Genomic DNA, 24,100 nt, shown 5'->3' with positions numbered 1-24,100 from the left:
AAAAGTCTCCACCCAGACCACTCGTTTTAAAAAGTGGATGTTATGGTAAAGTATGGTTGCACCCTTGGATCTCCACATGAGCTCATGGCGGTCTACCCTCCCACATCTCGCAGAGTCTACGCTCCCACATTCCTTCATTCAACCTGTCCATGAGGTGGAGGTCAGATATGCTGCCCGGCAGGATCTTCGTCCGTATGTTAACGCCGTTCCGACTCATCCGTGCTTCTTGTTATCATTCATTTGGCTTAGGTCATCATCACTGAAAAGCGTTCTTTAAGCTGCTTACGGTAGTTCTGCACATCGAGGGATATCCTGCATCATCTTCTCTTCCCTTACCATCTCCTTGCGCGCAAAGAGGATTACAAAGATTTAGGCAGTCATTACTTTTAACAACGACAGCAAGCAACGATTGTTAGACAAGCCGTAGGAAAGCTCGAGAATCTTGGTTTTCAAGTCGCTCTTTCTAATTCGGAGGCCTCTTAACCTTCCTATGTTTCATAATTTCTATGAAGCACAGTTTTTAAAAACCATTAAAGCTGAGCTTAGTTTCGTGCTGCCATTTTTGTGTTTGTGCTAAGAGTAATTTTCGGGGTAGCAGAACGAGGCTTCCTTGTCGGCAGCCTCGTTTTAGTTGTTTATTAAGCTATCGTGTCCCGTTTAGCGCAATGATCTACGACGCTTATTGTGGATTTACCGGAGTCGGCACGGCGGGCTCATTCTCCCCTCCCATACGGCGGCGTGACGTCTCCATTTTGCCAACAGCCGGAATATGCTCCGACACCTTCGCAAGCCCAAACACCGGCATATTGCCGTATACGCACTCATACTCGTCGGCTCGGATCTTAAAGGTTTCATGGTAGATTCCGACTGTTCCATCCGTTCCGACCTTGCGGTTGAAATTTCGCCATGCTGTAAGATGCTGCCCTCCGCGGGCATACGCCTCCAGTTGCTCATACGAATCCCAATATTGGAGCAGATGGACGCTGCGCCAGCCCAGCATAAACTCCGTGCCACGGAAGCCGAGCTTGCGATTGGTGTAAAGTTCCCGCAGCATGGGTCCCATTTCCAGAAATACTGGTAGCCATTTGTGTACAGCCCAGAGTCGATTGACGCGCATGCCGATTAGGAAGACGACGAAATCCCCCTCCATACGAGCTGTGTATCTTCCCGATATTACTTTCGCCATTGAGATTCATCTCATTTCGTTATTAATTAATAAATATAATCAAAAATAGGAAAAGGTTTGTTATTCCTTCTCGCAGTACGGTGAAAGCTCGGGCAATTCCAATACCTCTGACATTACCGCAGCCATCCCGAGACCAATGAAGCTAGACGCCTGTAAGCCGGGCTGGGGAATCTGAGCTCGCTCGAATTTTTCCTTTACTACCTGATGAATATGGGCAAAGCCTTCCTGGACCTTTTGACGAATGATCGGCTCAGCCGTCGTGAACGCCTGCATCGACAGAAGCGTTTCGTCCCGGTGTGTTTCCAACAGGTCATAGAACGCTGTGCCCATCTGATCCATCAGTTGCTCCGCCGGCGCCTCAACTTCCCTGAATATGCCTGAAATACGTTGGACGGACTGCTGCAGCACTGCGATAAACAGATCTTCCTTCGTTTTGAAAAAATGAAACACATACGGCTGCGTAATCCCCACTGCGTGAGCGATATGTGCGGTCGTCGTCTTGTAATAACCCTGCTTGGCGAAGACGGTTACGGCTGCTTCGACAATTTGTTGTTTGCGGTCTTCTTTGGCCACTTCTTGATGCCCTCCATATTTATTTATTAATTAATAAATACATGAGCCATCGCAAGTTGTCAACAACTTTTTCCAATAGAGCAGCATTATTGGCTCCTGAAGTCAAATTTTTCGTTCGGCACTTTTTTAATGGACCATACATATCCTTATTGTGCACTTCTGCCCGTTAGTTCAACAAAGGCGGCCAATCGATCTGGCCGCCTGCTTCACGTTTGCTACTGCAATATCGTGCCCGTTAGCTGAATCACCCTTGAGTTTTTCGACGGTAGCCCTCTTCAAGGATTTGTTTCAAATTTTCAGTTCTTCTTTTAATAAATGTGTTCCAAAATGTCTTACCTTTTTCAGCCAGTTCATCGTGTGAATAAATTCCTTCTTCAAACTTTCCCCAGCAACCATCCTGAGTTAGCTTATCCCATCCTAAGTAATCTGCATAAAGACGGTTTTCTGAAGGTATGTCTGATCCCATTGAATTGGTTTTAACCAATTCAGGACAAGGCCACATAGCTGTACAAACAGACAATAAACCACCGTGCATTTCGTTTAAGCCTTTTAAACCTGCCTCTTCAACTGCTTCTTCCCAAGCAAAATGGTTATTATGATTTGCAGAAATCAAGATTATCTGAGGGTACTTGTAATTAATATGCTTGACGAAAGCTCCCTCCCAATATGATCCGCCATGTCCAGTACAGACCAAAAACTTCATCTGCCCATTACTTCAATTAGCTAAAAAGGAGCTGCCCAAGGCAAGCTCCTCAATTATCGTTCTGCGTTTATTGAAAAATTTGTTGTCTATTATTATCCTCTTACAAAGAAAAATATGCATTTACAGAGCCTTTCTATTAAAAGATTAAAGGGAAAATAAATGTAACGAAAGCTGCCCAAAGTCCGTAGACCGGCAAATACTTAGTAACCGCATCCTGGATGGTTGAAGGTCCGGTTTTGTTAAGTAGAAATCGGATATAGGAGAGCATAATCCAAATTAGATTGGCACATATCAGTATGTTTACGCCTAAAACAGCAAGTCTGTTGGGCGTAATCCCATAAGAAGAGAGCCTGAACACTATGGCTGATAAAGCCACACAGTCAATGATAAGTGCAAGAACAATTAGGCCAAAATTTATATAATCTGAAATGTTCTTTTTCTCGTCTTTGCCGCTCTCGGTAATGGAGAATATGGTGACTACCAATACACTAAGGAGTATTCCGTTGAAGGATAGGAGGAAATTGCGGTCCAAGAATGGATTTTTTCCGACCCAAATCACCGTTATAAGATAGACCAACAATGTTGCCAGTACAAGAGGACTAAAAATTTTAGCTATATATGGTGCTATATTTTTAGCAAGTTTAAGGTTGCTTGATACCAGGTATGTAGCCACAATAGCGAGCGCGGCAGCACCAAATAAAACGACATTTTTGAAATAGAATTCAGATATATCCATGCCTACAAATCTAAATAACTGCATGGTTAATGCTGTTAGCAGCATTCCGCTAATTGCCATGCTGGCGTAGAGTATGCAAAATTCCCCATTAAATTTAAGATAGGCTAATCTTGTCCTGCCCATGCCATATTCATTTCCTGTAAATGCAAGCCCTACTAATACCCATAAGAAAATGGGTAGGTGTAGATAAGCCAGGATAATACTGTCTTTATTCTCTAGTGGCAGCATATTCATATAAAATCCTGAGATTAATAATAACGCTACAAGGGTGTAAAGGACTTTTTTGTTGGCGGAATTCTTGTATACAAAATAGGTGGCAATAAAGGGAAGTATACCAAATACAAGGTTAATAGGGGCTATTGCTTGTTGTTCAACAAAATCCATAATGATCCTGGTGCTAATCCCGGCCATAATTGCTAAAATGCCCATGAATAAGAAATCTTTCTGAAGCAAGGAAGCTTTCTCTGTATTTACCGTCTCCTTGAAATGCAATCTTTCAAACCAAACGGCAAGAACCTGTGAATCAGGGTTTTGTTCCCAGGCGTATGAGAATGACTTTTTAAAAGCTTCGGGTTCTTTTCTAAATATTCTCTCCAGCTCATAGGGGTTATCAATATTGTCAATAATCCGATTGTTAATGTCCATGGTTATACCTCCCTTTATAATTGTCATATGAAGTCCTAATTTCCTCCACAATATTTATTAACCATGCATTATTATCCTTGCGTATCTTTGTCACTTCTGTATTCTAAAACATCTCCGGGCTGACATTCTAAAGCCTTACAAATCGCCTCTAAAGTGGATAATCGAATCGCTTTTGCCTTTCCATTTTTCAATATAGAAAGATTAGCCATCGTTATTCCAACCCTCTCCGAAAGTTCTGTAACGCTCATTTTCCTTTTAGCTAGCATCACGTCAATATTGATTATAATCGCCATGTTATTCACCTCAGACTGTCAAATCATTTTCTGATTTTATATCAATAGCCTCTTTTAAAAGCTTTTGGAGAACAGCAGCAAAAACAGCAATCACCATTGAAGCAAATATAATGACCAATCCGAGTAATATGATGCCTGGGGCGTCGTCTTTATCCCCAATGAGATAAAAGAGTGGCAAGTCTACCACATACAAGATACTGATTGTTATTGCACAGTATTTTATAGTCTTTAAAGCCTTTACAGATAAATCTGAGAAAGCTTTATTCTTGTCAATATAGTTTAAAAGTTTAAAAGCTTGATACAGAGCAAAGTAAAAAGGTATTGCTGTTACATACAAACCAATTAAAACGAGATATTTCAAATAAGTCATATCTGGATATAATTCCACTGCATAATTCGCTATCTCAGGCACCAAAAATATACACAAAGCAAGCACAGGAATTCCAATAATAATAACAGCTATTTTTAAAAAGAATGTTGTTCCTCGTTTCACAAAAAAAGCACCTCACTTAGTGATTGTCAATTTGACTTTAACATGCATTTTATCGTTTTACAATAAATATTTAATGAATTATATTATATTGTTGTTATATGAATATCCTTTTTCTAACCAAAAAGAGCATTCCTCATTGCAAAGAAATGCTCTATAACTTTAAACATTCAATTTATAACTTATTGAACTTTCCTGCCCGTTAGCCATCCATGCAGCGCAAGCGCTGCACCACAGATGATGAAAATGTTAAGAATCCGTCCATACTGATAATACGGCTGGCGAAGAAGGTCGATGAGCTATGGTGCCTTAGAGCCCATCCGTTAGTCTGTCTCCAACGACCACGGTGCATCACAGATTGTCGCTCCCTTTCGGGAAGCACTCATGAGAGATTAATCCTACTCTGGTTATTGCACCAGCCTAGCCTTTATTGGTTGTAGAAGGAAGTATGTTGTTTTTTCGGTCTGCCTAACTCTATATAAACACTCATAAGGCTCAGCCTTTTTTTTAAAAGCGTTTTTCTGGGTCTTCTTTCTTATGCTCTTTTACTAGTTTTGAGCTAGTTTAATTTTCATAGGGAGACATGAAAAGGATTCGCCCACGGCGGATCCTTTTGCTGTTTTATTGAACTATCGTTCCCCGTTAGCGTAACAACCTCTACTATTTATTTAGATTAAACTTAACTTTATTTCTACTCCAATTATCAATTTCTTTTGTTATTTCACTAAAACTAAATTCTCCAGAAGATATCTTCCAGCTACTGTCGTGATAAAGCGGCATATATTGTTTATGAAAAACCGAATCCATTATAATTGGCTCCTGATAGCCTAATGTATTCGAAAGTTTAATTGCATCCACATTTTTTCCCTTCCAGTGGTCAATTTCATTGTAATAATGATCCAGCTCTGGGTGACGAATAGTTGTCACTTTTGCATCATCTGCTAATAACTTTTGTGTTTCTAATTCGTAGAAAAAGCTAATAAACTTGAAAGCTTCTTCCTTATATTGCGAGGTTGCAAGTACTCCCATAGGTGTAATTTGATGCATCGTAACTTGCTTCTTTGTCCCCTTCGGCATCGGCAATACGTCCCAATCGAAGCTCCAAGTAGGATCTGGTGGGTAATCTGCGACTACAAATAATGTTTTTCCTTGAAAAAAGAGCGGTTCCGAAAAAGTGCGTACTACATTTTCATTAACAATCACCTGATATTTGTTGACGAGGTCGTAAAGCCATTGAAGGTCAGCAATGACTTCGGGTGTATCAATAACACTTTCAGTCAAATCCCTATTCATGAAAAATACATGATCTGCATGTCCATTCGCAATCGCATATAACGACTTTACATACCACGTGATGGGTGGACTAAAGTCAAGACCATATTGATGTATCGAAAGATCTGTGGCCTTTGTTGCAAGTTCAATAAGTTCATCATACGTCCAATCGTTCGACGGCATCTCCAGACTTAAGCTTTTCAACAAATTTTTATTTACATAAAACCAATAGGTGTCTAAAAATACGGGAACAGCATAGGTTTGTTCACCTATTTTGAAGGAATCTAGGTTTCCTTCAACAACATTTGAGTTATTAATCGTTGTATCGCTCTCAATATAAGGCGTTAAATCCTCTAATATCCCTCTTTCAATCCAATGATAGTATTCGTAAGGTATTGCTAAATCCGCGGACTGGCCCTTCTCTTGTAAATTTTTCTGCCACTCGATTAAACTCAGATCCTCGCGTCCCGCGGTTCGAACAGGTTCTATCGTAATCCAGGGATATTCCTCATTGAACTTATCTAGGTATTTCTGAAAGCCATCTACCATCCAATCGTAAAGCAAAATGTTTAGTGTGACTGGTTCTTTGTTCATAATAACCTCCAAAGTATTATTTTTGTTTTTACTGGTAAATGATGGTATAAAAATTATAGAAGACGTATGTTAATTTGTAAACACTTACATGATAGCAATAGAAGACTGCATTATCCTGCCCGTTTAATGCCAGCGGCCAGTCTAAAGCTCTATTTTCACCGGACACCTGACGATCCATATAAAAAAACTATACCCTGTTATAGTATTTATGTGTTTTCCGTCGACACATTCCAAGCCCTATAATAAACTCATCATTCAGAGTAGGGAGCGGTTAGAATTGAAAACATCACTTATCGGCTATCCAAGAGTCGGATCACTGCGGGAGCTAAAATTCGCATCCGAAAAATATTTCAAAAACGAAATTACAATTGATGAGCTGCATCGGACAGGCGCCGATCTTAGAGCCAACCATTGGAGAAGACAACAAGAGAATGGCATCGACTTTATTCCGTCTAACGACTTTTCCTTCTATGATGGTCTGCTCGATACGGCTTGCTTGTTCAATATCATACCGGATCGCTACCAAGCACTCGAACTTAACCCATTAGAAACGTATTTTGCGTTGGCGAGAGGTTATCAAGGTGCGCAAGGCGACGTTAAAGCGTTAGCCATGAAAAAATGGTTCAACACGAACTATCACTACATGGTTCCCGAAGTTGACGATTCCACAACCATCCGATTGGCGGGCACGAAACTATTCGATGAATTTTTGGAGGCCAAACAGCACAATATCACGACAAAGCCTGTGTTGATCGGTGCCTTTACGTTGTTGAAGCTCGCCAAATATACCGGTGTCAAACAAGCTGACGACTTTGTTCATGAAACGGCTGAGGCTTATGCGGCCGTGCTGAAAAGGTTGAGCGAACTCGGCGCCGAGTGGGTTCAACTCGATGAGCCCAAATTGGTAACAGACCTTAGCAAAGATGATCTTGTGCTCTTCTCGAAACTTTATTCCCGCATTTTATCCTCCAAAGGAAACGTCAAGGTCCTAGTACAAACGTACTTTGGGGACGTTCGCGACTGTTATCAAGAGCTTCAAACCCTTCCTTTCGACGGAATCGGAATCGACTTTGTCGAAGGCAAACAGTCTCTGGAACTCGTGCGGCAGCATGGATTTTCGGACGACAAAGTGCTGTTCGCCGGTGTCATAAACGGCAAGAACATTTGGAGAAACAAATATAAAAACACGCTCGCGCTCTTGCAAGAGTTGAACGGGCAGGCCAAGCAACTGGTGATCAGCTCCTCCTGTTCTCTCCTGCACGTACCTTACTCGTTACAACACGAAACGACGTTGTCAGACGAGAACAAACGCTATTTCGCTTTCGCGGAAGAGAAGCTTCGTGAATTTGCTGAGATCAAAGCAATTTTGGCGCATGCGAATCCGAATTCGACCGAGCTGTATATTCAGAACGAGAAGCTCTTTGACGGCACACGTTTTGAGGGTAACGAAACTGTACAGGCGAGAACGGTAACCTTGACGGATGCTGACTTCACGAGACTGCCCGCTTTCGCAGAACGTGAAGCGATTCAGAATGCCAAGTTCAAGCTGCCTGCACTGCCAACGACGACCATCGGCTCATTCCCGCAGACTGCCGATGTGAGAGCGAACCGGTTCGCCTTCAAAAAAGGCGACATTACCGAGGAGCAGTACAAACAGTTCAATTTCGACAAGATCGCGGAATCCATTGCGCTTCAGGAGGAGATTGGCTTGGACGTGCTGGTTCATGGCGAATATGAACGCAACGATATGGTCGAATACTTCGGTGAGAGCTTGGATGGCTTTATTTTCACGAAAAATGCTTGGGTGCAGTCCTATGGAACTAGATGTGTTAAACCGCCGATCGTATGGGGAGATATTAGCCGTTCCAGACCAATGACGGTCGAGTATTCGGCTTACGCCAAAAGCTTGACCAACAAACCAGTAAAAGGCATGTTGACCGGTCCGGTCACAATTCTCAACTGGTCCTTCCCCCGTGAGGATATCAGCTTGAAGGACAGCGCCCTCCAGATTGCGCTTGCGATCAGAGATGAAGTGCTGGATCTGGAAGCGAATCATATTGAAATTATTCAGATCGACGAAGCCGCACTAAGAGAAAAGCTGCCGCTCCGTCAGTCGGATTGGCAATCCGAGTATTTGAGCTGGGCCATCCCTGCTTTCCGATTGGTGCATAGCGGCGTGCAGGCAGATACGCAAATTCATACCCATATGTGCTATAGCCAATTCAGCGATATCATTCGCGATATCGATGCCATGGACGCCGACGTCATTACGTTCGAAGCATCGCGGTCGGACCTGGCGATTATCGATGCGATCAATGCGTGTGGATTCCAAACGGAGGTCGGTCCCGGGGTTTATGATATTCATTCCCCTCGCATTCCAAGTGTAGATGAACTCAAGCAAGGGCTGCTACGCATGCTGGATAAGATCGACGTCGCAAAGCTGTGGGTCAATCCAGATTGCGGGCTGAAGACGCGCGGCGTAACCGAAACTTGGGAAAGTCTGAGACATTTGGTCCAAGCTGCTAAAGAAATCAGAGCAACATTGCAATAATAATGCTTGTAACGCAAGAGGATGAACTCAGACGGGTTCATCCTCTTGGCTTAGAATGGTGTAACCAAAATCCGAGATAATGCTCTTAAGTTTCCGAACATAGTCGGCGGCGAGCTGACTCAGGTTGGCTTTCATATTCGTGATATATCCGATCTGCATATTCTCTTCAGTACGCAGACGCACTGATTTAATATGCTCGCCGTTCAAGTCCTCATTGAGCACGCCCGAACTGATCGTATACCCATTTAAACCGATGAGGAGATTAAACAATGTCGCTCGATCGCTTACCGATATTTTTTTCTTGTATGTCCTCGTGCTTAGAATTTCCTCCGAGAAGTAGAACGAATTGTATTCGCCTTGCTCAAAAGAAAGACACGGGAACTCATCCAAATCTTCGATTTCAATTATCGTCTTGGCCGCAAGCGGATGCGCAGAGCTAATAAAGACATGCGGCTCGGCCACGAACAGCGGGTGGAATCGAAGCTTGCTTTCTTTCAATATTTTCTCGATTACCTTCCGGTTAAAGTCGTTGAGATATAGGATCCCGATCTCGCTGCGCATATTTCGTACGTCTTCGATAATTTCATACGTCCTGGTTTCACGTAACGTACACTCATACTCATTCGTGTTCAAGTCTTTCAACAAGCTGACGAACGCTTGAACGGCAAAAGCATAATGCTGCGTCGATATGGCGCATAGCTTTTTCGACGGTTTCTTATTCATGTACCTTTGCTCAAGAAGTTCAGCCTGCTCTACGACTTGCCTGGCATAGGATAAAAATTCAGCCCCTTCATTCGAAAGCACGATGCCCTTGGATGAACGCAAAAAAATGTCTACACCAATTTCCTGCTCCATTTCTTTAACTGCGCTTGATAAGCTGGGCTGAGAAATAAAAAGTTGCTTGGCTGCCTCACTAATGGAACCGCAACTCACTATAGCTAGTATGTATTTTAACTGCTGCAAAGTCATTATTATCAGTCCTTTAGAAGTGTTGCTTTACGTATTTTACTTTCAATGTATCTCATTAGCTATCAACTGATGTTGGGACACGTCATTGACCCCTAGCTATCATTTGGACAAGTGACCTATATTTCACGCAAGTAAGCTTCGCCGCATAGTGGAGTTCTTCAACAGACACTAATGAAGCAACTTATTTAATATTTCCCGCCAATGCTCTTGCGTGTCCATGGATGTATATGCGAGATAATGCAGTAGGCTATCGTAAGCATCGGCATTCAAGCTTACTATGACCTCAATCATCGTTTTCTCTTCTTTTACATGAGACAAAAAATGAATCAATTCATGCCGCATCGATGGAACCCTCCCCTGTCGTTGTCGTTGTGAACGATTGGTCGAACTTTTCTACCGACATCAACAAAAAGGCGTCTTCCCCTGAAAATGTCATAGGGAAAGACGCCTTCATAATCGCAAATTATGACGGTACATCTAACACATCCCTATCTCCCGTAGGTACAGCAGTGCTGTCAGAACAGGCAGGTCTCCTGGCTCCGGAATCGTCACACGGCAGCGGCCTTCCCGATCGAAGTTGATCAGTGGCTGGAATGAGCTGCCTGCTCCTCCGTTACAGTGGCGGGACCGCGTCGGTTTCGCACCGAACTTCCCTTTTAAGTCTGAGTGACATGCATGATTACCGTTCAGACACCTGTTCCCGAATATGCAATTGGGTAAATTAATTATACTTACATCATAGTCCATAACGATTGCTAAGAGCAAGAATTAGTCAAAGGCTATGCCGCGTGACCTTACCTAGAGCCTGCACCGTTCGACTCATATTTCGTGATGATCGACACAGTTCTTCCTCCAAAGGGACAGATGAAATAAAAAAATCCCCTCCTCCAATGTCGGAGTGGGGACTAGTTCAGATTCATTACCAGTTGAGAACTGCTTTGATCAACATCATTTTTGAATACCTCTTGATATACTCTCTTGCTTCAACGCATCAATAATGTTATCCCCTTTTACTTTCGCACCGGAATATAACATGGCGGAACCCACGATGACAAATACGGCGGCAATGACAGAAAGAATACTCATCCAGGGCAAGGAGAATCCATAGCTAAATTTGTTCGTAAAGGCTCTATAGATCAGATACATCACGACGAAGCTGATGGGAAGCCCGAACAGCAACGACTTGACCCCATAAAAAATACTTTCATAGTTCATCATTTTTGCAAAGCCCTTTGGCGTCATTCCAACGGATTTCAGCATCGCAAATTCCCGCTTTCGAAGGGATACGCCCGTCGAGATCGAATTAACAATGTTCGCAATGGAAATCGCAAAAATTAATACGATAAAACCATAAGTAAAGACGGACATCAACAAAATCTGTTGTTCTTCGCTTTTTCTGGATTGATACAAATTGTAGGCATGTAGATTGGTCCCTTGTATCTTTTCGATTTCCTGCTGCGTCTTCATCGGTTCCCTACTTTTCAAATGGAGGAAAGTCTGAATGTCAGCCATGTCTTCGTCGTCTGTCAGCCGATTCATGATGCGTTCCGAAACGATGATATTTAACCCGCCCACTCCTGTCGGGTTCATCCCCATGGGAGCTTGGTCCGTCAACGCGGCAACGGTCACTTGGTTTCCCTTCGTTTCTTCCCCCGTTTCTTGATCGAAATTCGTTAACGCGATACGTTGACCGACATTCGCATTAATGGCCTTTGTTTGGATATATTTTCCCGTACCCATATCTTTGTAATGGATCGTATCCATTATAATCGCCGCGGGATGATCCGGATCCGTCAGCTGTTCGTATTCTGCTCCGACCGCTTTGGCATAGACTTGCAGGCTCGAATCGTTTAATGTATGAATCTTAACACTGTAAGGATATTTTCCGTCTTGAAGTAAACTCTTATCCGCCTTAACCCTCTCTTGCAATTCATCGGTGATGAACGCTTCATCGACCCAAGCTTTCTTATACCACTCGAGAATCACGTTGTATTCCGTTACACCCTCCAGGGATACAATCGATTGAATCAACCGGTCATCTATTCTTTTTCCGTTGCCGTCCGATACTTCAATATCGTAAATAACGCCTTCCTGTGACAGTTCCAAGGATTGTTTCAGACTGGCGGTGAAGAACGATACCGTTAAAAACAAAACGATGCTGATGACGAGCGAAAATACGATGGCATGATATCTCCGTTTGTTCAACTTGCCAGCGCGAAGTTCTGCATCTTAGATCACCTCCTGCTGGACGTTCTTCAATCTTAGGTACTTACCGGCAAAAAAACTAAATATTCATTGACGGGAATATTCACATAGAGGTATATTTAATTCATGAGTAAGCAAATCATGCTAATTGGAGGGAACCAAAATAATGAATCAGGAAGTTTCAGCCTTTATTGAAAATTTGCCAAAATGGCAATCCGAGATCGGCTTGACTCTGCGCAATCTGGTGCATGAGACGATTCCGGAGGCAGAAGAACGGATTCAATATAAGAAACCGCATTTTCTGAAAAACGGACATTATGCTGCCGTCATTTCCCCTTCTAAAGACGCGATTGCATTTATGATCATGAATGCAACTGGCATTGAATTTCCTAAACACTTCGATGGTCCTGCGGAAAGAAAGTGGGGCAAGCTTCGGGAAGGAGATTCCCCGGATCTTCCCATGTTATCCGAACTACTTAAGCAAGCTTCCAGCACCCTGTAACGCCATAATCGGGAGGGATCTATGAATACGACAACCCTGGGCGCACTTGCGGAACCTACCCGATTGAAGATAGTTGAACTTTTAAGCAAGGGACCCCTTACAGTCGGAGAAGTCGGGAATCGGCTGCAGTTACGACAGCCCCAGGCCTCCAAACATTTAAAATATTTACATGAAGCAGGTTTGGTCGAAATGCGACCGGATGCCAATCGGCGCATCTTCCACCTACGACTGGAACCGTTGATGGAATTAGACGGATGGCTGGATTCCTATCGTAAATTGTGGGAAGACAGTTTCGACCGTTTAGATAATTATCTAATGGAATTGCAGAAATCAGATGAGCAAAAATTTTAAGGAGGACTCGTATGAATAACCAACAAGGACTATTTCTAAAACGTGAATTTCATGCTCCGAGAGAGCTTGTGTATAAGGTGTGGACCGAGCCTGATCATTTTGGCAACTGGTGGGGACCCCAAGGATTCACACTTGAAGTCGTAAAGATGGACGTGCGCCCAGGCGGAATGTTCCTCGGATGTCAGAAGTCGCCGGATGGGCAACACGTCATGTGGGGCAAATTTGTTTATCAAGAAGTCCAGGCGCCAGAGAAGCTGGTATGGGTCCAATCCTTCTCTGATGAGGAAGGCAGCATCATCCGCGCTCCGTTCAACCCGCACTGGCCGCTTGAAATTTTGAACATCCTGACGCTCGAAGAAGTAGACGGAAAAACCGTCCTGACGCTTCAAGGTGGACCTCTGCATGCAACTGCTGAGGAACAGGCAGCATACGATGCAATGGCTCCAATGGCTGCAAAAGGATTTGAGGGTACGTTCGAGCAGCTTGCTAATTATCTATCTAGCCAACTATGATTTATTAATCAACCTGAAAGCAAGAATTACTAATCCAGAACTGGTGTATTTTACATCCCGCGCGCCATTTATGGTGCGTGGGTTTTTAATATTCATTGGATTTCTCTATGTCGAAAAAATTCCTCGGCAGAATTTATCAATCAGAGCAACTCCATGCACCAATATTATATGCTTCCCCATGCTATCCTCCCTCTATGGTGAATCACTTTTCTCTGTGTATGCGACTTCCTTTGTATAGATATTCTTGTCACCCGACACGGGCATTGCTTTGTGCAGTTCACAAAAGTGAACATTCACTAACGAACTCTATTTTCTACTAATACAATTTATTATCCACTAACCAGTTTTGTTAAAATTCTCGTGCTTCACTTATTCCTCGATAAGAATGAGATTAACCTCTTTCTTTTGCTTTGTTTTTTCAGTTGTAGCGCTAGCTGAGATATCTAAAATAGCTTCCATTTTCTCAATATATTGCATAGGGATTTCATCCAGTAGGGAAAATATTTTTTTGAAGCATTTTTCATAAGCGTATTGTACATATTGGCTATATACTTCTTTGCCTATTGTGGAAACCTTAATGATAATGTTTTTCTTATTATCAGATGTATGGTACTTTTCGAGCAGCCCTTTTTCCACCATTTTTTTTACATGTTTTGAAAATGCGCTCTTAGATATTCCCAGCCGTTTTGCAATTTCCAGCATGTTTTGGTTTTTATCTTCATTCTCCAATAGATATTCCAGCACTTGAATTTGTGCAGCCGAAAATAAAAAAACAGTATTATAGGGGTATTCTTTTTTGTAGGAGTCTGCATAGGAATTTCCAAATTTAACAATCTTCTCCACAAATATTCTATATTTCCCCATCCATTCAACTGGCATAGAAATCCCTCTTTTCCCGTCAATTTAGCTCCTAAAATTATATCAAAAATTATAATATTAACATAGCTAGAGAATCTCTATTGCTTTCAATTAAAAAGTATAGTATAAAAACTATATAGTTTCCAATAGAAACTAAATAGTTGAGGGGTAGTGTTTATATGGAGAAAAAGATAATAAGAAGATTGCTTGTCGTTTCTGTGTTGATGATATTTGTAAGCGCTTGTTTATCAGGTTTTTTGCAAACTTCTTTTGGAAAGGTAGAAATTATTAATTTTAAGCTGCCAACTGAAAATGGGCAGTGGCTGTCTGGGCAGATTTTTAAACCTGAACAATCAAATGCGGAGCACAAGGTTCCTTTAGTTATTACCGAGCATGGTTATCTAAACAATAAACATATGCAAAATTTAAATGCTATTGAATTATCACGCAGAGGAATTGCAGTAATGACATTCGATGCCTACTATCATGGAAAATCAAGCTCGGCGAGCGAGCCAGTCATGAAGGCAGTAGCAGCAAATGGTGAGGGAATGATACCTCTAGTGGAATTTGCCTATCGAAGTCTCGATTACATTGATCATGACAGGTCGGTGTTATGGGGCATTCTATGGGTGGAATGTCCGCATGGTTGACGTTAATGCACTACGGTTCACAATATTATGCAGCAATTGAAGAAGCGAAGACGCCCGATTCAGAAGGCGCCGAGACAATAACAGACAGCGAAAAGGAATATGCTAATTCTTTAAACAAGGTCGCAGCAGGATTGCCGGTGGGAAATATCCGTTTATCGAGTGAAAAGGTATTTAGTCAAATTCACGCTAATATGGGAATTATTTATGGTCAATATGATGAGGGGAATTATGATTTGTCTCAAGGCAATGGCGATCTCTCCAACAACGCTGATGAGGCCTTAGTCGCAGTGAACTCGATTTTTTCAAAAGCTGAGCAGCATTCGGGCTTTAATGTAGGTAAATATTATGGAGATGCAGAAAATCAAACACTGAGAGTAGTTTATAATCCAAAGCAAACGCATGAATGGGCACATTTTTCAAAGAATACTGTTGCTTACACAGTCGACTTTTTCAGCCATGCCTTTGAGATTTCACCACAAATAAAAAATACTAATCAAATATGGATCTGGAAAGAGCTAGTTAGCTTTATTGGATTATTAGGTATTTTTCTATTGATTTTCCCAGCATCCTATTACTTGTTGGAAATTCCGTTCTTTAAGCACTTAAAATTAGCAAAAGAACAAAGCAGTTCTATAGCTAATGCGCTGCAAACGGAAAAAAAGCACAAAGAAAACTAGAGTTTTTTGGATCAGCTGGTCGCTTAATTGGATTTTTTCTGCTATTGGCGTAATTGTAGCTTTAAATCTAGATAAAGTGATTTTTAAAAGCACGTCCAATTTCATGTCTGTAAAATGGTTTGCGCAGCCCATTACAAACTATATCTTGATATGGGCAATGTTTAGCAGCCTTATTGGAGCGGCACTATTTGTGTGGAAGTACAAATTGGAGAAAAGAAATAACGCTGAGCTTTCTTTGGAACAATTAGGATTAAAAATCGGTCTGAGCAAAGCAGGAAAAACTTTTATTCTTGCTTTTTGCATCTACGGAATCTTTTTCGGTATTGTATATGCGGCAGACTATCTCTTAAACGCTGATTTTAAATTTTGGATACTCGGAGTATTTACATTTAATTCAGATAAGTTATTGGTATGGATGAACTATTTGCCGTTCTTCTTCATTTTCTATCTAATAAATGCGCTCTTAATAAATATATTGAGTTTTAGTAATATCAAGTCTGAAAAAGCAAATATGGTTGTCGCTGGACTGGGAAGCGTGCTAGGTATTATGCTTATTAACGGAATCCAGTATGCTGTATTATTTACGACAGGTAATGCATTTTGGCAAGAAACAAGACTTTATCCGATGGTACTGCTTCCGTTTATTTTCTTACTATTTGCAGCTGCAATCATTAGTCGCAGCCTATACAAATTGACAGGGAACGTGTGGCTTGGTGCTATGGTGAATACCTTGATCATCACGATGATTGGAGTTGCCAATACTGCTACCTTGGCACTTTAAAGAAAGTTTTGAACATAGTGGGATTTCTTACAACAGCAAACACTCTGGTATATTGTTTGCATAGATATGTAACAAGAGGAGATAGAAATATTGGACTAGCAGCTTCACAGTTCAGCAAAGTATATTGCATTGATGAATATGACCTCGAAGTAAATACTGAAGAGATGAATCCAATAGAATGTGCCGAAAAGACGCAAGGCGTCGGCGAAGGGGATGTTTTGCTGGACGGCGTAACGGTGAAAGGTAATACGTACGTGTTCGGCGGCGGGAGCAACAGTGTGAAAATCAAGAATTCTCAATTGATAGGAACGCTTGTCGTCAACAAACGCAGCCTGCGATCACGAGATTTTTCAACTCCACGCCCGCGGTGTTCACGACGACATTGCCTGCGTAATCTCGTTCGTAAGTCCCTTCATTCCGAATGAGCGATCCCATGACGTTGTCGATCATTTGCACGGCTTCAGCTCTTGTGATGTGCTCTTGAGGAGCAAAGCGATTCCCGCTTCTGCCTCTAATGTATTGGCGGCTTTGAAGCGAAGCAACAGCCGCGGACGCATAAGCGGAAATGCTCGCTGCATCGCTGAATGCGGCCCCTGCCCCTGTCGATGGCGCATCCTGCAACTCAAAAGCGCGCGCAAGAATGACAGCCACATCCTGCCGCGTAATCGCGGCTTCCGGTTCGAACTTGTCCTTGCCCGTCCCTTGAATCATGCCGCCGGCATATACATTGGCAATCGCGCCGGCGTACCAGGAGTTACTCTTCACATCAGCAAACGGATTGACTTCCGCCGCTTGCAGCGGCAGATTAAATACGCGATCGACGAGCGCTGCGAACTCCGCTCTCGATATCACATCGTTCGGGCGATATTGTCCTGCGCCATCTCCGATTAACAGGCCGTTCTCCACCCATTTCGCCATCGTATCCTCCGCCCAATGTCCGGACAGATCCGATTGAACACTTGCTTCCCCGCTTGCTGCTGCACTAGCGGCAACTTGCCCCCACAGCGATGCGATCATGCTCATGACGATTACGATCGGCAGCAAACGCTGATTGATCGTCTTTGCCATTTATGTAGCCTCCCTTCAAAATATAAAGCGCTGTTCATGCCCTAGCTACAGCATATCTTTCGAAATAAACACGCTTCCACAGGCATATCTCTACTTTTATCTACATTTGTATACTATTTAATAAATCCATTTACTCCTGCGGCGTCACATTCATCCATCCTGTAAAAAACCCTTCGTCGGATGCCCGACGAAGGGTTGGTTTTCGCTTCTTGATTTGCAGGACGACGCATCTGCCCTTGCGGGCGATCGTATTTTTGGGTCCGTTCGCCGACATTGCGCGATCTGGACTGCGTCTTTCCTGGATGTATTAGTGCATCGCCCAGCCGCCGTCGATATTGAGCAACTGGCCTGTAATAAAATCGCTGTCGGGCGAAGCGAGGAAGACGAAGCCGCCGATCATGTCCGAGGGAAGCTGCCGCCTGGCAAAGCATTGCTCCTTCGCCAAGTAAGCGGCCGATTCCTCCAAATGCTCCTCGCTGTATGTGAGCAGCTCCTGCTCCGTCACGACAGCTCCGGGCGATATGGCATTGACCGTAATACCGTGTTCGCCGACCTCTCTTGCCATGGCGCGCGTAAACCCGACGATGCCGCCCTTGGAGGCCACATAGTGTACGAATCCCTTCTGCCCTCTAAGGAAAGTTACCGAGGAGACGTTAATGATTTTGCCGTAATTCCGCTCCTTCATATAAGGAAACACCGCCTTGGAAATCAGAAAGCATGATTTCAGGTTGACGTTCAGGACCCGGTCCCATTCTTCCTCGGTAATTTCGTACCATGTTTTGTTCGGGTAAATGCCGGCATTATTGACGACAATATCGACGCCGCCCCAGATTTCTCCGATCGCCCGAATCATTCGCCCGACTTCGGCCTCATTGGATACGTCCGCCTGCTGGACGATCGCTTCGCCCCCGGACGCGACTATGGCAGCCCTGACCTGTTCCGCCTCCTCCGGCGTATTCCAATAATTGACGACAACTTTGGCGCCTTCCGCGGCATAGGCAAGGCAGACCGCTTTGCCGATTCCGGTCGCCCCTCCAGTCATCAAGGCCACTTTGTTCCGCAATTTCATGCCGCTCGATCCTCTCGTCGTTTACTGTTGGCAACTTCTATTAACGCATTTCCTCATCCTTTAAGGAAACACACTTCTCTCTCCCGATGCAAAAAGATGAAAAGGCTGATTCGGATAAACGGTACTCAGATAGTCGACAAAATAGGCCGGATTCTCGTCATTGTGCCTGAACAGACCGACGTGCATAGGCACGATCAGCCGCGCGCCGACGCGATAACCGAAATCGGCCGCTTCCCGATAGTTCATATTGCCGGATATGCCCGCCGTTTGTCTAACGTAATCGCGCCCGTTAATCGGCAGCATCGCGATATCCGGCTGAAACGGCTCAACCCACGCCTCCAGCTCCGGAAAGGCAATCGTGTCTCCCGCATGAAACAAATCAAGATCATCGCCGAACCGCAGCATGTAACTTAGAAAAAGATGATGACCCTCCGCCGTCGATTCAAAATCCTCGTGCTTGGCCGCATGGGCGTGCACGCTTATACCACCATCCAAATTCAGACATTCGCCGTGGTCGATGCCGCGAATTTGTTGATCGCAAATTTCAACGCATTCGACAACATCACTGCCATCTGTTCCCGCGTGATCGTTTCTCCGGGACGGAAAGTGCCGTCTTCCAGGCCGTTAACGATAGAGACCTTGGATGCGGCGCCAACTGCTCCGACAAACCAATCCGTTGCCGAAACGTCGATGAACCTCTCGGTATACGACGCTTCCTCGCCAAGTCCGAGTGCGCGCACGATCAAGCTGACAAACTCAGCTCGCGTTACGTTATTGTTCGGAGCGAAGTTCTTTGTGGAAACACCCTTTACAATTTGTTTGGACGCAAGCAATTCCACATCGGATTTCGCCCAATGTCCGGACAGATCGGCGAATGTTTTCATAGAACGCACAACCGCGTACAGGCTGCTTGTGTTTCGATAAATGGTTGCTGCCGTGCCCCCGTCAGCCGCTCTGAATACGGAAGGAACGAAGGAAACGTTGCCGGTGACCGGATCAATGACAACCGCCGTGCTGTGGGAAGCATCAATCGTTCCTGGAAGATAGAGGCTTCTTGCCACATACGTGCTGCCGTAATCGGAGAGCGTATAACTCTTACCGTTAGTCTCCACCGTAAGCGTAAAGTCAACGATGTCTCCGAGCAGTTCGATACCCGCCTCCGCCAGATGATCGGCAATTCGTTGCGCGTCGGAACCTGTGATCGTTCTCATCGACACATAGATGATCGCTTTGTTCGCTTGATCCTGTCCAAGCTGCTGCAAGAAGGATACGAGAGATGCCTGATGGGTCGGCAAGCTGTAATCGGCATTGGCAGCTTTGATTCTGATGAAGGTCTCATTCAAGCTGGCTGAATCGAGTATCACCTGACCCGGAATGCCAACCTGCCGCACCTGTTCGGTTCCAGTGATTTCAAACGTAACGACTCGTTCGCTCTGTTCCTTGTCCTTCAGCATGCCGAGCGCCTTCATCAGCGGTTCCGCATGAAGGACGGCCTTATACACGGGAGTTCCGTCGGTATCAGGTGTCACGCTGATCGTAGCCGTTGAAGGGGCAAGTTTAAGCCTGCCAGGAACAGTCGTTATTCCGCTCGAGTCTGTCCCTTGACCGTTAGGAGGAGTGGAATGGCCTCCGTCTGTAGGCGTCTCGGGCGCAGTGCCGCTGGCGCGATAAATGGTCAGGTTATACCCACGGCTCCTATACCCATCCGGCGATTGAACCTGAATGACCAACTCATTCTTCCCTACGTGCAGAGTGACTGGAACGACAGCGCTATTGCCGTATGCTGTTGCCCCTACACGAATCGATGCCCCTTCATGAACGGTTGACGCGGTAACCGTCAATGTTGAAATCCCATTATCGACGTTAACGCTGTAATTGTTCGTGAGCGGATCGAATGCCGGAGTGAGACTGCCGACGCTTAACGTCAGGCTGCTTAAATCCATTTCTGTTGTGCGACGCTCTACAATGACCGTCAGCGAATTGCCATTAAAATTCGCCACGTACACATGCGCAGAGACAGGATCTACCGCAAGAGCGACAGGGTTCTTGCCGCTTGAGATCTGCGTTATTGCATACGTTGCTCCATCAATGACTGTGACGTTATTGCTGCCGGCATTCGCGACATAAACTTTATTGCCATCCTCGTAGATCGCCAGCGCCGAAGGGCTTGAGCCGACAGTCACCGTCCTGGTGCTGTTGTCCGCCCCCCTACACTAGCGCAACCACTTGACCGTCGGTATCCGACGTCGGTGCGCCGTTCTTCTTGAAGCGTAGAGAACCGGAAGCATCAACCCACAGATGAGAGGCTTGTTTGGATGTTGAATCGGTGAATTTGAGCTGCCCTTTATTCCAGGCGCCCACAATGTTAATGCTGCCGTTCGTTGAAAAGCTGTCTCTTTTATCCTGACCTTCGGCCAGCGATTTCATTTTGGCCCCTGCGATAGAGGCTTCTCCCTTGTTCGAGCAAACGATTTCTGAATCATCCAAATAATTCAGATTCGTTGTCAATCCGTTGATAAATAATTTCGAACTGTTAGTAACTTCGGCGAATTTGGCATGCGCATTGCTCACGACCGCCATATCTCCGCCGGTTATGGTGAGCTGAGAATTATTCCGTACACTAACGACATAAGATCCAGGCACTGTCCGGTCTCCATAATAGTTATAGGTCATAAAGCCTACGATGTTGACAGAACTTGCTAATCCTATAGAAGGTATATCATGAACGGATATGAGTGTACCTCTGGCTTCTTCCGTGCCGCAACCGGTCAAAGTCAATGCAATGCCACGAAGCTGGTAAACATACTCTGGCGGGTTATCAGCGTTGAATCCAATATAATCTGCTCCGCATGCAATAAAGTTGGAATAGGAGACGTTAATTTTCCATGCCCACTTCTCACAGCCTCCCGCCCAACAAGAGGTGACAGTATGGCTTGTTCCTCCTCCGCCTTGCGCATCGTAGTCGCCGCACACAAAACCTTTGTTTACCCAACGCGACGATACCCGCTCCAATGTCACCATCCAGGCATTCGCTGTGTAGTACCCCGTCTCGGCATGGCGATATTCCACGTTTTTTTGTGTAAGAAAATAAATCCGGGGAGCATAGAAGCAGTAGGACGCATTTTTGGGCAATGTAGTAGGTGTTTCACCGCGTTTAGCCATGATTCCTTCAATATGAAGATATCTCACGTAGTCGTCATTTGGGGCCAGTGCAATGATGACCGCATCGACATTGTAATTATCTACCGCACTCCACATGGTTCTGGTGCCTAATGTTGCAGCAGTCGTTGTCGTTTTCTCAATAATCGTAACTTCAGGGCCTTCGCCGACTAGCGCATCGCCTGTCTGCACCACTATTGGAGCAGATGTCAAATATCTCCCTTTCGGTAGAAACACCGTGCCTTGCTTAGCATCGATCGCTTGCTGAATGGCGGTCGTGTCATCGTGAAGGCCGTCTCCTTTAGCCCCAAACCATTTTACATTAATCATGTCATCGATAATCCTTTCAAATCTCGCTCCGGAAGCAGCAACAAGTTTCGTTCCTACATTATCCGTAGAAGTCGTGTCCGTCGCATTCAAACGGAACATCCCTTCTTGCCCTGAATCCGTTACATAGTACACCGTTTCAGGACTCTGATTGTTTAGTGCGCGCAAATCTGCGATCGACACGTGAACAACCGAGTTTTCCGACATTATATCTTTAACTGTCTTGCGCCGATCGCCGCTCTCCGCATGAGCTGTAGAAATCGCTCCTCCAATCAATCCCGAAGAAGCCAGTGCAACACCCGCCATCCCTAACGAAGCCAGCATCGTTCTCCTGCTAATCAGCCCTTGCTTTTCGTTCTGTGCTGTGTTGCCCGAGTGCTGCAGTTCCGTTCCTTCCATGTCTTCCATTCCGTTGTGCATCGTTGTTACCTCCGTATAGTAAGAGATAGAAGCTAATCATGATACAGGTGTATCACAGCCCGAGTATATAGGTAGGTTGTATACGATTCGATATGCATCTCTCTACTTTTGCTTACCTTTGTATACAACCTCGCGAATCCCGAAATATACGGGCGAAACCCAGTATACAAATGCATATAAAAGTTTAAAAATGCCTATAATTGCAAAATTGTCCCGACTGTATAGTGAGGATCAGGTAAGCGAATTTACTGTGAATAAGCAGAAATGGAGGTTTATCTATGGCCGGAATGGGTGCGTCGGGTATCATTTTGCTTGTGCTTATCGCCCTGTTGCTGTTTAGTCCTAACAAGCTTCCCGAATTAGGAAAAGCGTTCGGACGTACATTGCGCGAGTTCAAGAAAGGCGCTAACGATTTGGTTAGCGTCGATGATTCTCAAGAGAGTTTGACACGCCGTGTGGACGTCTCTCCGAAAGAAAACGGGCAGTTGAAGGCGGAACCACATCTTTCGGAATAAGCAAACGGATTGACTGGCAAATCAATTGAAGGGACTGTCTTCAGCGTAAATGGTCCATTTGCGATGAGGACAGTCCTATTGTTATATGGGGGCGAATAGGAATGAAGGAAAGTCCAGACTCACTTCGCGATGATGAATGGATGCCGTTGACGGGGCATTTGGGCGAGTTGCGTAAAAGGATCATTTATTGTTTAATCGTATTTACGCTCGGGCTGGCTGGCGGTTTATTCGGCGCACAACCGCTCTTTAACTATTTGGTTGCCGCCGCACCTACCCGCCATCTGCACTTGAATGCGTTCTCACCATGGGACGCGATCGGATTATATATGAAGTTTGCATTTGTGATTTCGTTTGTTCTGGCTATTCCACATACGATGTTCCAATTGTGGTCCTTTGTGCGTCCTGCGCTCGGGAAACAGGAACAGAGAGCAACATTGCGTTACGTACCGTGGGCATTGATCCTGTTCCTCGTCGGCTTAACATTTTCCTACTTCGTTGTCTTCCCTATGGCGTTCCTATTCACGGAGAAAATGACGGACAACATGGGCTTGGCGCAAACCTATGGTGTCATGGCGTATTTTTCTTTTTTATTTAATATCCTTCTGCCCATTTCCCTATTGTTCGAGCTCCCGATTATTGTTCTCTTTCTGAGTCGAATCGGCATTCTGAATCCCCGCATCCTCAAGAAAGCGCGCAAGATCGCATGGTTTGTTCTTATCCTGATTGGTGTTATGGTCACCCCGCCAGATGCCATATCGGACATGCTCGTAGCTGTACCTCTCCTATTGCTGTATGAATTCAGCGTGTTATTGTCAAACGTCGCTTACAGCAAGCGCATGCAAATGAGAGAGAATGAAGGGTAAGTCGAAAAGCCCCCAAAGCGCGATTCCTCGCGAATTGGGGGGCTTCATCGTTGCGGCCGTACACGACCTTGTGCAAAGCCGGCACAATGGCCGGGTATGTTCGGCACCTCCCTGCGGAACGGAGCAGAGCC

General features: G+C 44.6%; 24 protein-coding genes, 2 pseudogenes and 1 riboswitch. Of the genes and pseudogenes, 10 read left to right on the top strand and 16 right to left on the bottom strand.

Annotated features, from left to right (window positions below; all coding sequences use genetic code 11):
- Window positions 1-679: 679 nt before the first annotated feature.
- From NNL21_RS31080 to NNL21_RS31050, 7 genes are all read right to left on the bottom strand, one after another.
- Entirely contained in the window at window positions 680-1,186 is a 507-nt protein-coding gene (locus NNL21_RS31080) for a DUF4188 domain-containing protein (RefSeq protein ID WP_204819074.1), read from the bottom strand.
- A gap of 60 nt (window positions 1,187-1,246) precedes the next feature.
- Window positions 1,247-1,759 carry a TetR/AcrR family transcriptional regulator gene (locus NNL21_RS31075; RefSeq protein WP_204819073.1) on the bottom strand — a complete coding sequence of 171 codons (513 nt, stop codon included), beginning with the start codon at window positions 1,757-1,759 and terminating at the stop codon, window positions 1,247-1,249.
- 244 nt (window positions 1,760-2,003) lie between these two features.
- Complete coding sequence (locus NNL21_RS31070) at window positions 2,004-2,462, bottom strand: hypothetical protein (RefSeq protein ID WP_204819072.1); 459 nt, start codon at window positions 2,460-2,462, stop codon at window positions 2,004-2,006.
- 136 nt (window positions 2,463-2,598) lie between these two features.
- Window positions 2,599-3,843, bottom strand: a complete 1,245-nt coding sequence (locus tag NNL21_RS31065) for a DUF4153 domain-containing protein (RefSeq protein ID WP_204819071.1) — start codon at window positions 3,841-3,843, stop codon at window positions 2,599-2,601.
- Between the two features lie 71 nt (window positions 3,844-3,914).
- Complete coding sequence (locus NNL21_RS31060) at window positions 3,915-4,136, bottom strand: helix-turn-helix domain-containing protein (RefSeq protein WP_204819070.1); 222 nt, start codon at window positions 4,134-4,136, stop codon at window positions 3,915-3,917.
- A gap of 10 nt (window positions 4,137-4,146) precedes the next feature.
- Window positions 4,147-4,629 carry a DUF2975 domain-containing protein gene (locus NNL21_RS31055; RefSeq protein ID WP_204819069.1) on the bottom strand — a complete coding sequence of 161 codons (483 nt, stop codon included), beginning with the start codon at window positions 4,627-4,629 and terminating at the stop codon, window positions 4,147-4,149.
- A 657-nt stretch (window positions 4,630-5,286) separates the two neighbouring features.
- Complete coding sequence (locus tag NNL21_RS31050; protein ID WP_204819068.1) at window positions 5,287-6,492, bottom strand: extracellular solute-binding protein; 1,206 nt, start codon at window positions 6,490-6,492, stop codon at window positions 5,287-5,289.
- 277 nt (window positions 6,493-6,769) lie between these two features.
- Between NNL21_RS31050 and metE the strand changes: the two genes are divergently transcribed.
- Complete coding sequence (metE, locus tag NNL21_RS31045; RefSeq protein ID WP_204819067.1) at window positions 6,770-9,043, top strand: 5-methyltetrahydropteroyltriglutamate--homocysteine S-methyltransferase; 2,274 nt, start codon at window positions 6,770-6,772, stop codon at window positions 9,041-9,043.
- A gap of 27 nt (window positions 9,044-9,070) precedes the next feature.
- On the opposite strand, the gene NNL21_RS31040 is transcribed toward metE, so the two are convergent.
- From NNL21_RS31040 to NNL21_RS31030, 3 genes and pseudogenes are all read right to left on the bottom strand, one after another.
- Window positions 9,071-10,012, bottom strand: a complete 942-nt coding sequence (locus NNL21_RS31040) for a LysR family transcriptional regulator (protein ID WP_204819066.1) — start codon at window positions 10,010-10,012, stop codon at window positions 9,071-9,073.
- Between the two features lie 168 nt (window positions 10,013-10,180).
- Window positions 10,181-10,354, bottom strand: coding sequence for a hypothetical protein (locus NNL21_RS31035; protein ID WP_204819065.1), 174 nt, complete (start codon window positions 10,352-10,354; stop codon window positions 10,181-10,183).
- 164 nt (window positions 10,355-10,518) lie between these two features.
- Window positions 10,519-10,725: riboswitch (cobalamin riboswitch) on the bottom strand.
- A gap of 235 nt (window positions 10,726-10,960) precedes the next feature.
- A pseudogene (locus NNL21_RS31030) lies at window positions 10,961-12,220 on the bottom strand (ABC transporter permease); the annotation flags it as partial.
- Between the two features lie 163 nt (window positions 12,221-12,383).
- On the opposite strand from NNL21_RS31030, the gene NNL21_RS31025 reads away from it, so the two are divergent.
- Genes NNL21_RS31025 through NNL21_RS31015 form a run of 3 tightly spaced genes read left to right on the top strand, consistent with a single transcriptional unit; the run spans window position 12,384 to window position 13,582 of the window.
- Window positions 12,384-12,719: a DUF1801 domain-containing protein gene (locus NNL21_RS31025; protein WP_204819063.1), complete on the top strand. Its 336-nt coding sequence runs from the start codon at window positions 12,384-12,386 to the stop codon at window positions 12,717-12,719.
- Window positions 12,720-12,740: 21 nt separating this feature from the next.
- Entirely contained in the window at window positions 12,741-13,070 is a 330-nt protein-coding gene (locus NNL21_RS31020; protein ID WP_204819062.1) for an ArsR/SmtB family transcription factor, read from the top strand.
- A gap of 11 nt (window positions 13,071-13,081) precedes the next feature.
- Window positions 13,082-13,582, top strand: coding sequence for an SRPBCC family protein (locus tag NNL21_RS31015; RefSeq protein WP_204819061.1), 501 nt, complete (start codon window positions 13,082-13,084; stop codon window positions 13,580-13,582).
- Window positions 13,583-13,951: 369 nt separating this feature from the next.
- Here NNL21_RS31015 and NNL21_RS31010 read toward each other — a convergent pair whose 3' ends face one another.
- Window positions 13,952-14,461, bottom strand: coding sequence for a MarR family winged helix-turn-helix transcriptional regulator (locus NNL21_RS31010; RefSeq protein WP_204819060.1), 510 nt, complete (start codon window positions 14,459-14,461; stop codon window positions 13,952-13,954).
- Between the two features lie 158 nt (window positions 14,462-14,619).
- Here NNL21_RS31010 and NNL21_RS31005 point away from each other — a divergent pair, with 158 nt between their 5' ends.
- From NNL21_RS31005 to NNL21_RS30990, 4 genes and pseudogenes are all read left to right on the top strand, one after another.
- Window positions 14,620-15,090 carry an alpha/beta hydrolase family protein gene (locus tag NNL21_RS31005; RefSeq protein WP_204819059.1) on the top strand — a complete coding sequence of 157 codons (471 nt, stop codon included), beginning with the start codon at window positions 14,620-14,622 and terminating at the stop codon, window positions 15,088-15,090.
- Entirely contained in the window at window positions 15,066-15,767 is a 702-nt protein-coding gene (locus NNL21_RS31000) for a hypothetical protein (protein WP_204819058.1), read from the top strand. The genes NNL21_RS31005 and NNL21_RS31000 overlap by 25 nt, the downstream gene beginning before the upstream one ends.
- Entirely contained in the window at window positions 15,730-16,548 is an 819-nt protein-coding gene (locus tag NNL21_RS30995; RefSeq protein WP_204819057.1) for a hypothetical protein, read from the top strand. Before NNL21_RS31000 ends, NNL21_RS30995 begins: the two co-directional genes overlap by 38 nt.
- A 56-nt stretch (window positions 16,549-16,604) precedes the next feature.
- Window positions 16,605-16,739: pseudogene (locus tag NNL21_RS30990) on the top strand (phosphotransferase-like protein); the annotation flags it as partial.
- 127 nt (window positions 16,740-16,866) lie between these two features.
- Here the strand turns inward: NNL21_RS30990 and NNL21_RS30985 are convergent.
- From NNL21_RS30985 to NNL21_RS30965, 5 genes are all read right to left on the bottom strand, one after another.
- The gene (locus tag NNL21_RS30985; protein WP_204819056.1) at window positions 16,867-17,616 is read right to left on the bottom strand and encodes an S-layer homology domain-containing protein; all 750 of its coding nucleotides are present in this window, start codon (window positions 17,614-17,616) and stop codon (window positions 16,867-16,869) included.
- A 307-nt stretch (window positions 17,617-17,923) separates the two neighbouring features.
- The gene (locus tag NNL21_RS30980; protein ID WP_204819055.1) at window positions 17,924-18,685 is read right to left on the bottom strand and encodes an SDR family NAD(P)-dependent oxidoreductase; all 762 of its coding nucleotides are present in this window, start codon (window positions 18,683-18,685) and stop codon (window positions 17,924-17,926) included.
- A gap of 60 nt (window positions 18,686-18,745) precedes the next feature.
- Entirely contained in the window at window positions 18,746-19,180 is a 435-nt protein-coding gene (locus tag NNL21_RS30975; protein WP_373567614.1) for an MBL fold metallo-hydrolase, read from the bottom strand.
- A 2-nt stretch (window positions 19,181-19,182) separates the two neighbouring features.
- The gene (locus tag NNL21_RS36655; RefSeq protein ID WP_204819054.1) at window positions 19,183-20,868 is read right to left on the bottom strand and encodes an S-layer homology domain-containing protein; all 1,686 of its coding nucleotides are present in this window, start codon (window positions 20,866-20,868) and stop codon (window positions 19,183-19,185) included.
- A gap of 25 nt (window positions 20,869-20,893) precedes the next feature.
- Window positions 20,894-22,591 (bottom strand): glycosyl hydrolase family 28-related protein, encoded by a 1,698-nt coding sequence (locus tag NNL21_RS30965; RefSeq protein WP_204819053.1) that lies wholly within the window; start codon window positions 22,589-22,591, stop codon window positions 20,894-20,896.
- Between the two features lie 278 nt (window positions 22,592-22,869).
- On the opposite strand from NNL21_RS30965, the gene NNL21_RS30960 reads away from it, so the two are divergent.
- Together NNL21_RS30960 and tatC are read left to right on the top strand one after the other, a co-directional pair.
- Window positions 22,870-23,106 (top strand): twin-arginine translocase TatA/TatE family subunit, encoded by a 237-nt coding sequence (locus NNL21_RS30960; protein WP_204819052.1) that lies wholly within the window; start codon window positions 22,870-22,872, stop codon window positions 23,104-23,106.
- Between the two features lie 101 nt (window positions 23,107-23,207).
- The gene (gene tatC, locus NNL21_RS30955) at window positions 23,208-23,969 is read left to right on the top strand and encodes a twin-arginine translocase subunit TatC (RefSeq protein WP_204819051.1); all 762 of its coding nucleotides are present in this window, start codon (window positions 23,208-23,210) and stop codon (window positions 23,967-23,969) included.
- Window positions 23,970-24,100 lie beyond the last annotated feature (131 nt).

The sequence above is a fragment of the Paenibacillus mendelii genome (genome assembly GCF_024498075.1).
In the GTDB taxonomy this organism is placed as follows: domain Bacteria; phylum Bacillota; class Bacilli; order Paenibacillales; family Paenibacillaceae; genus Paenibacillus_Z; species Paenibacillus_Z mendelii.
This window is presented reverse-complemented; position numbering and strand designations above follow the sequence as displayed.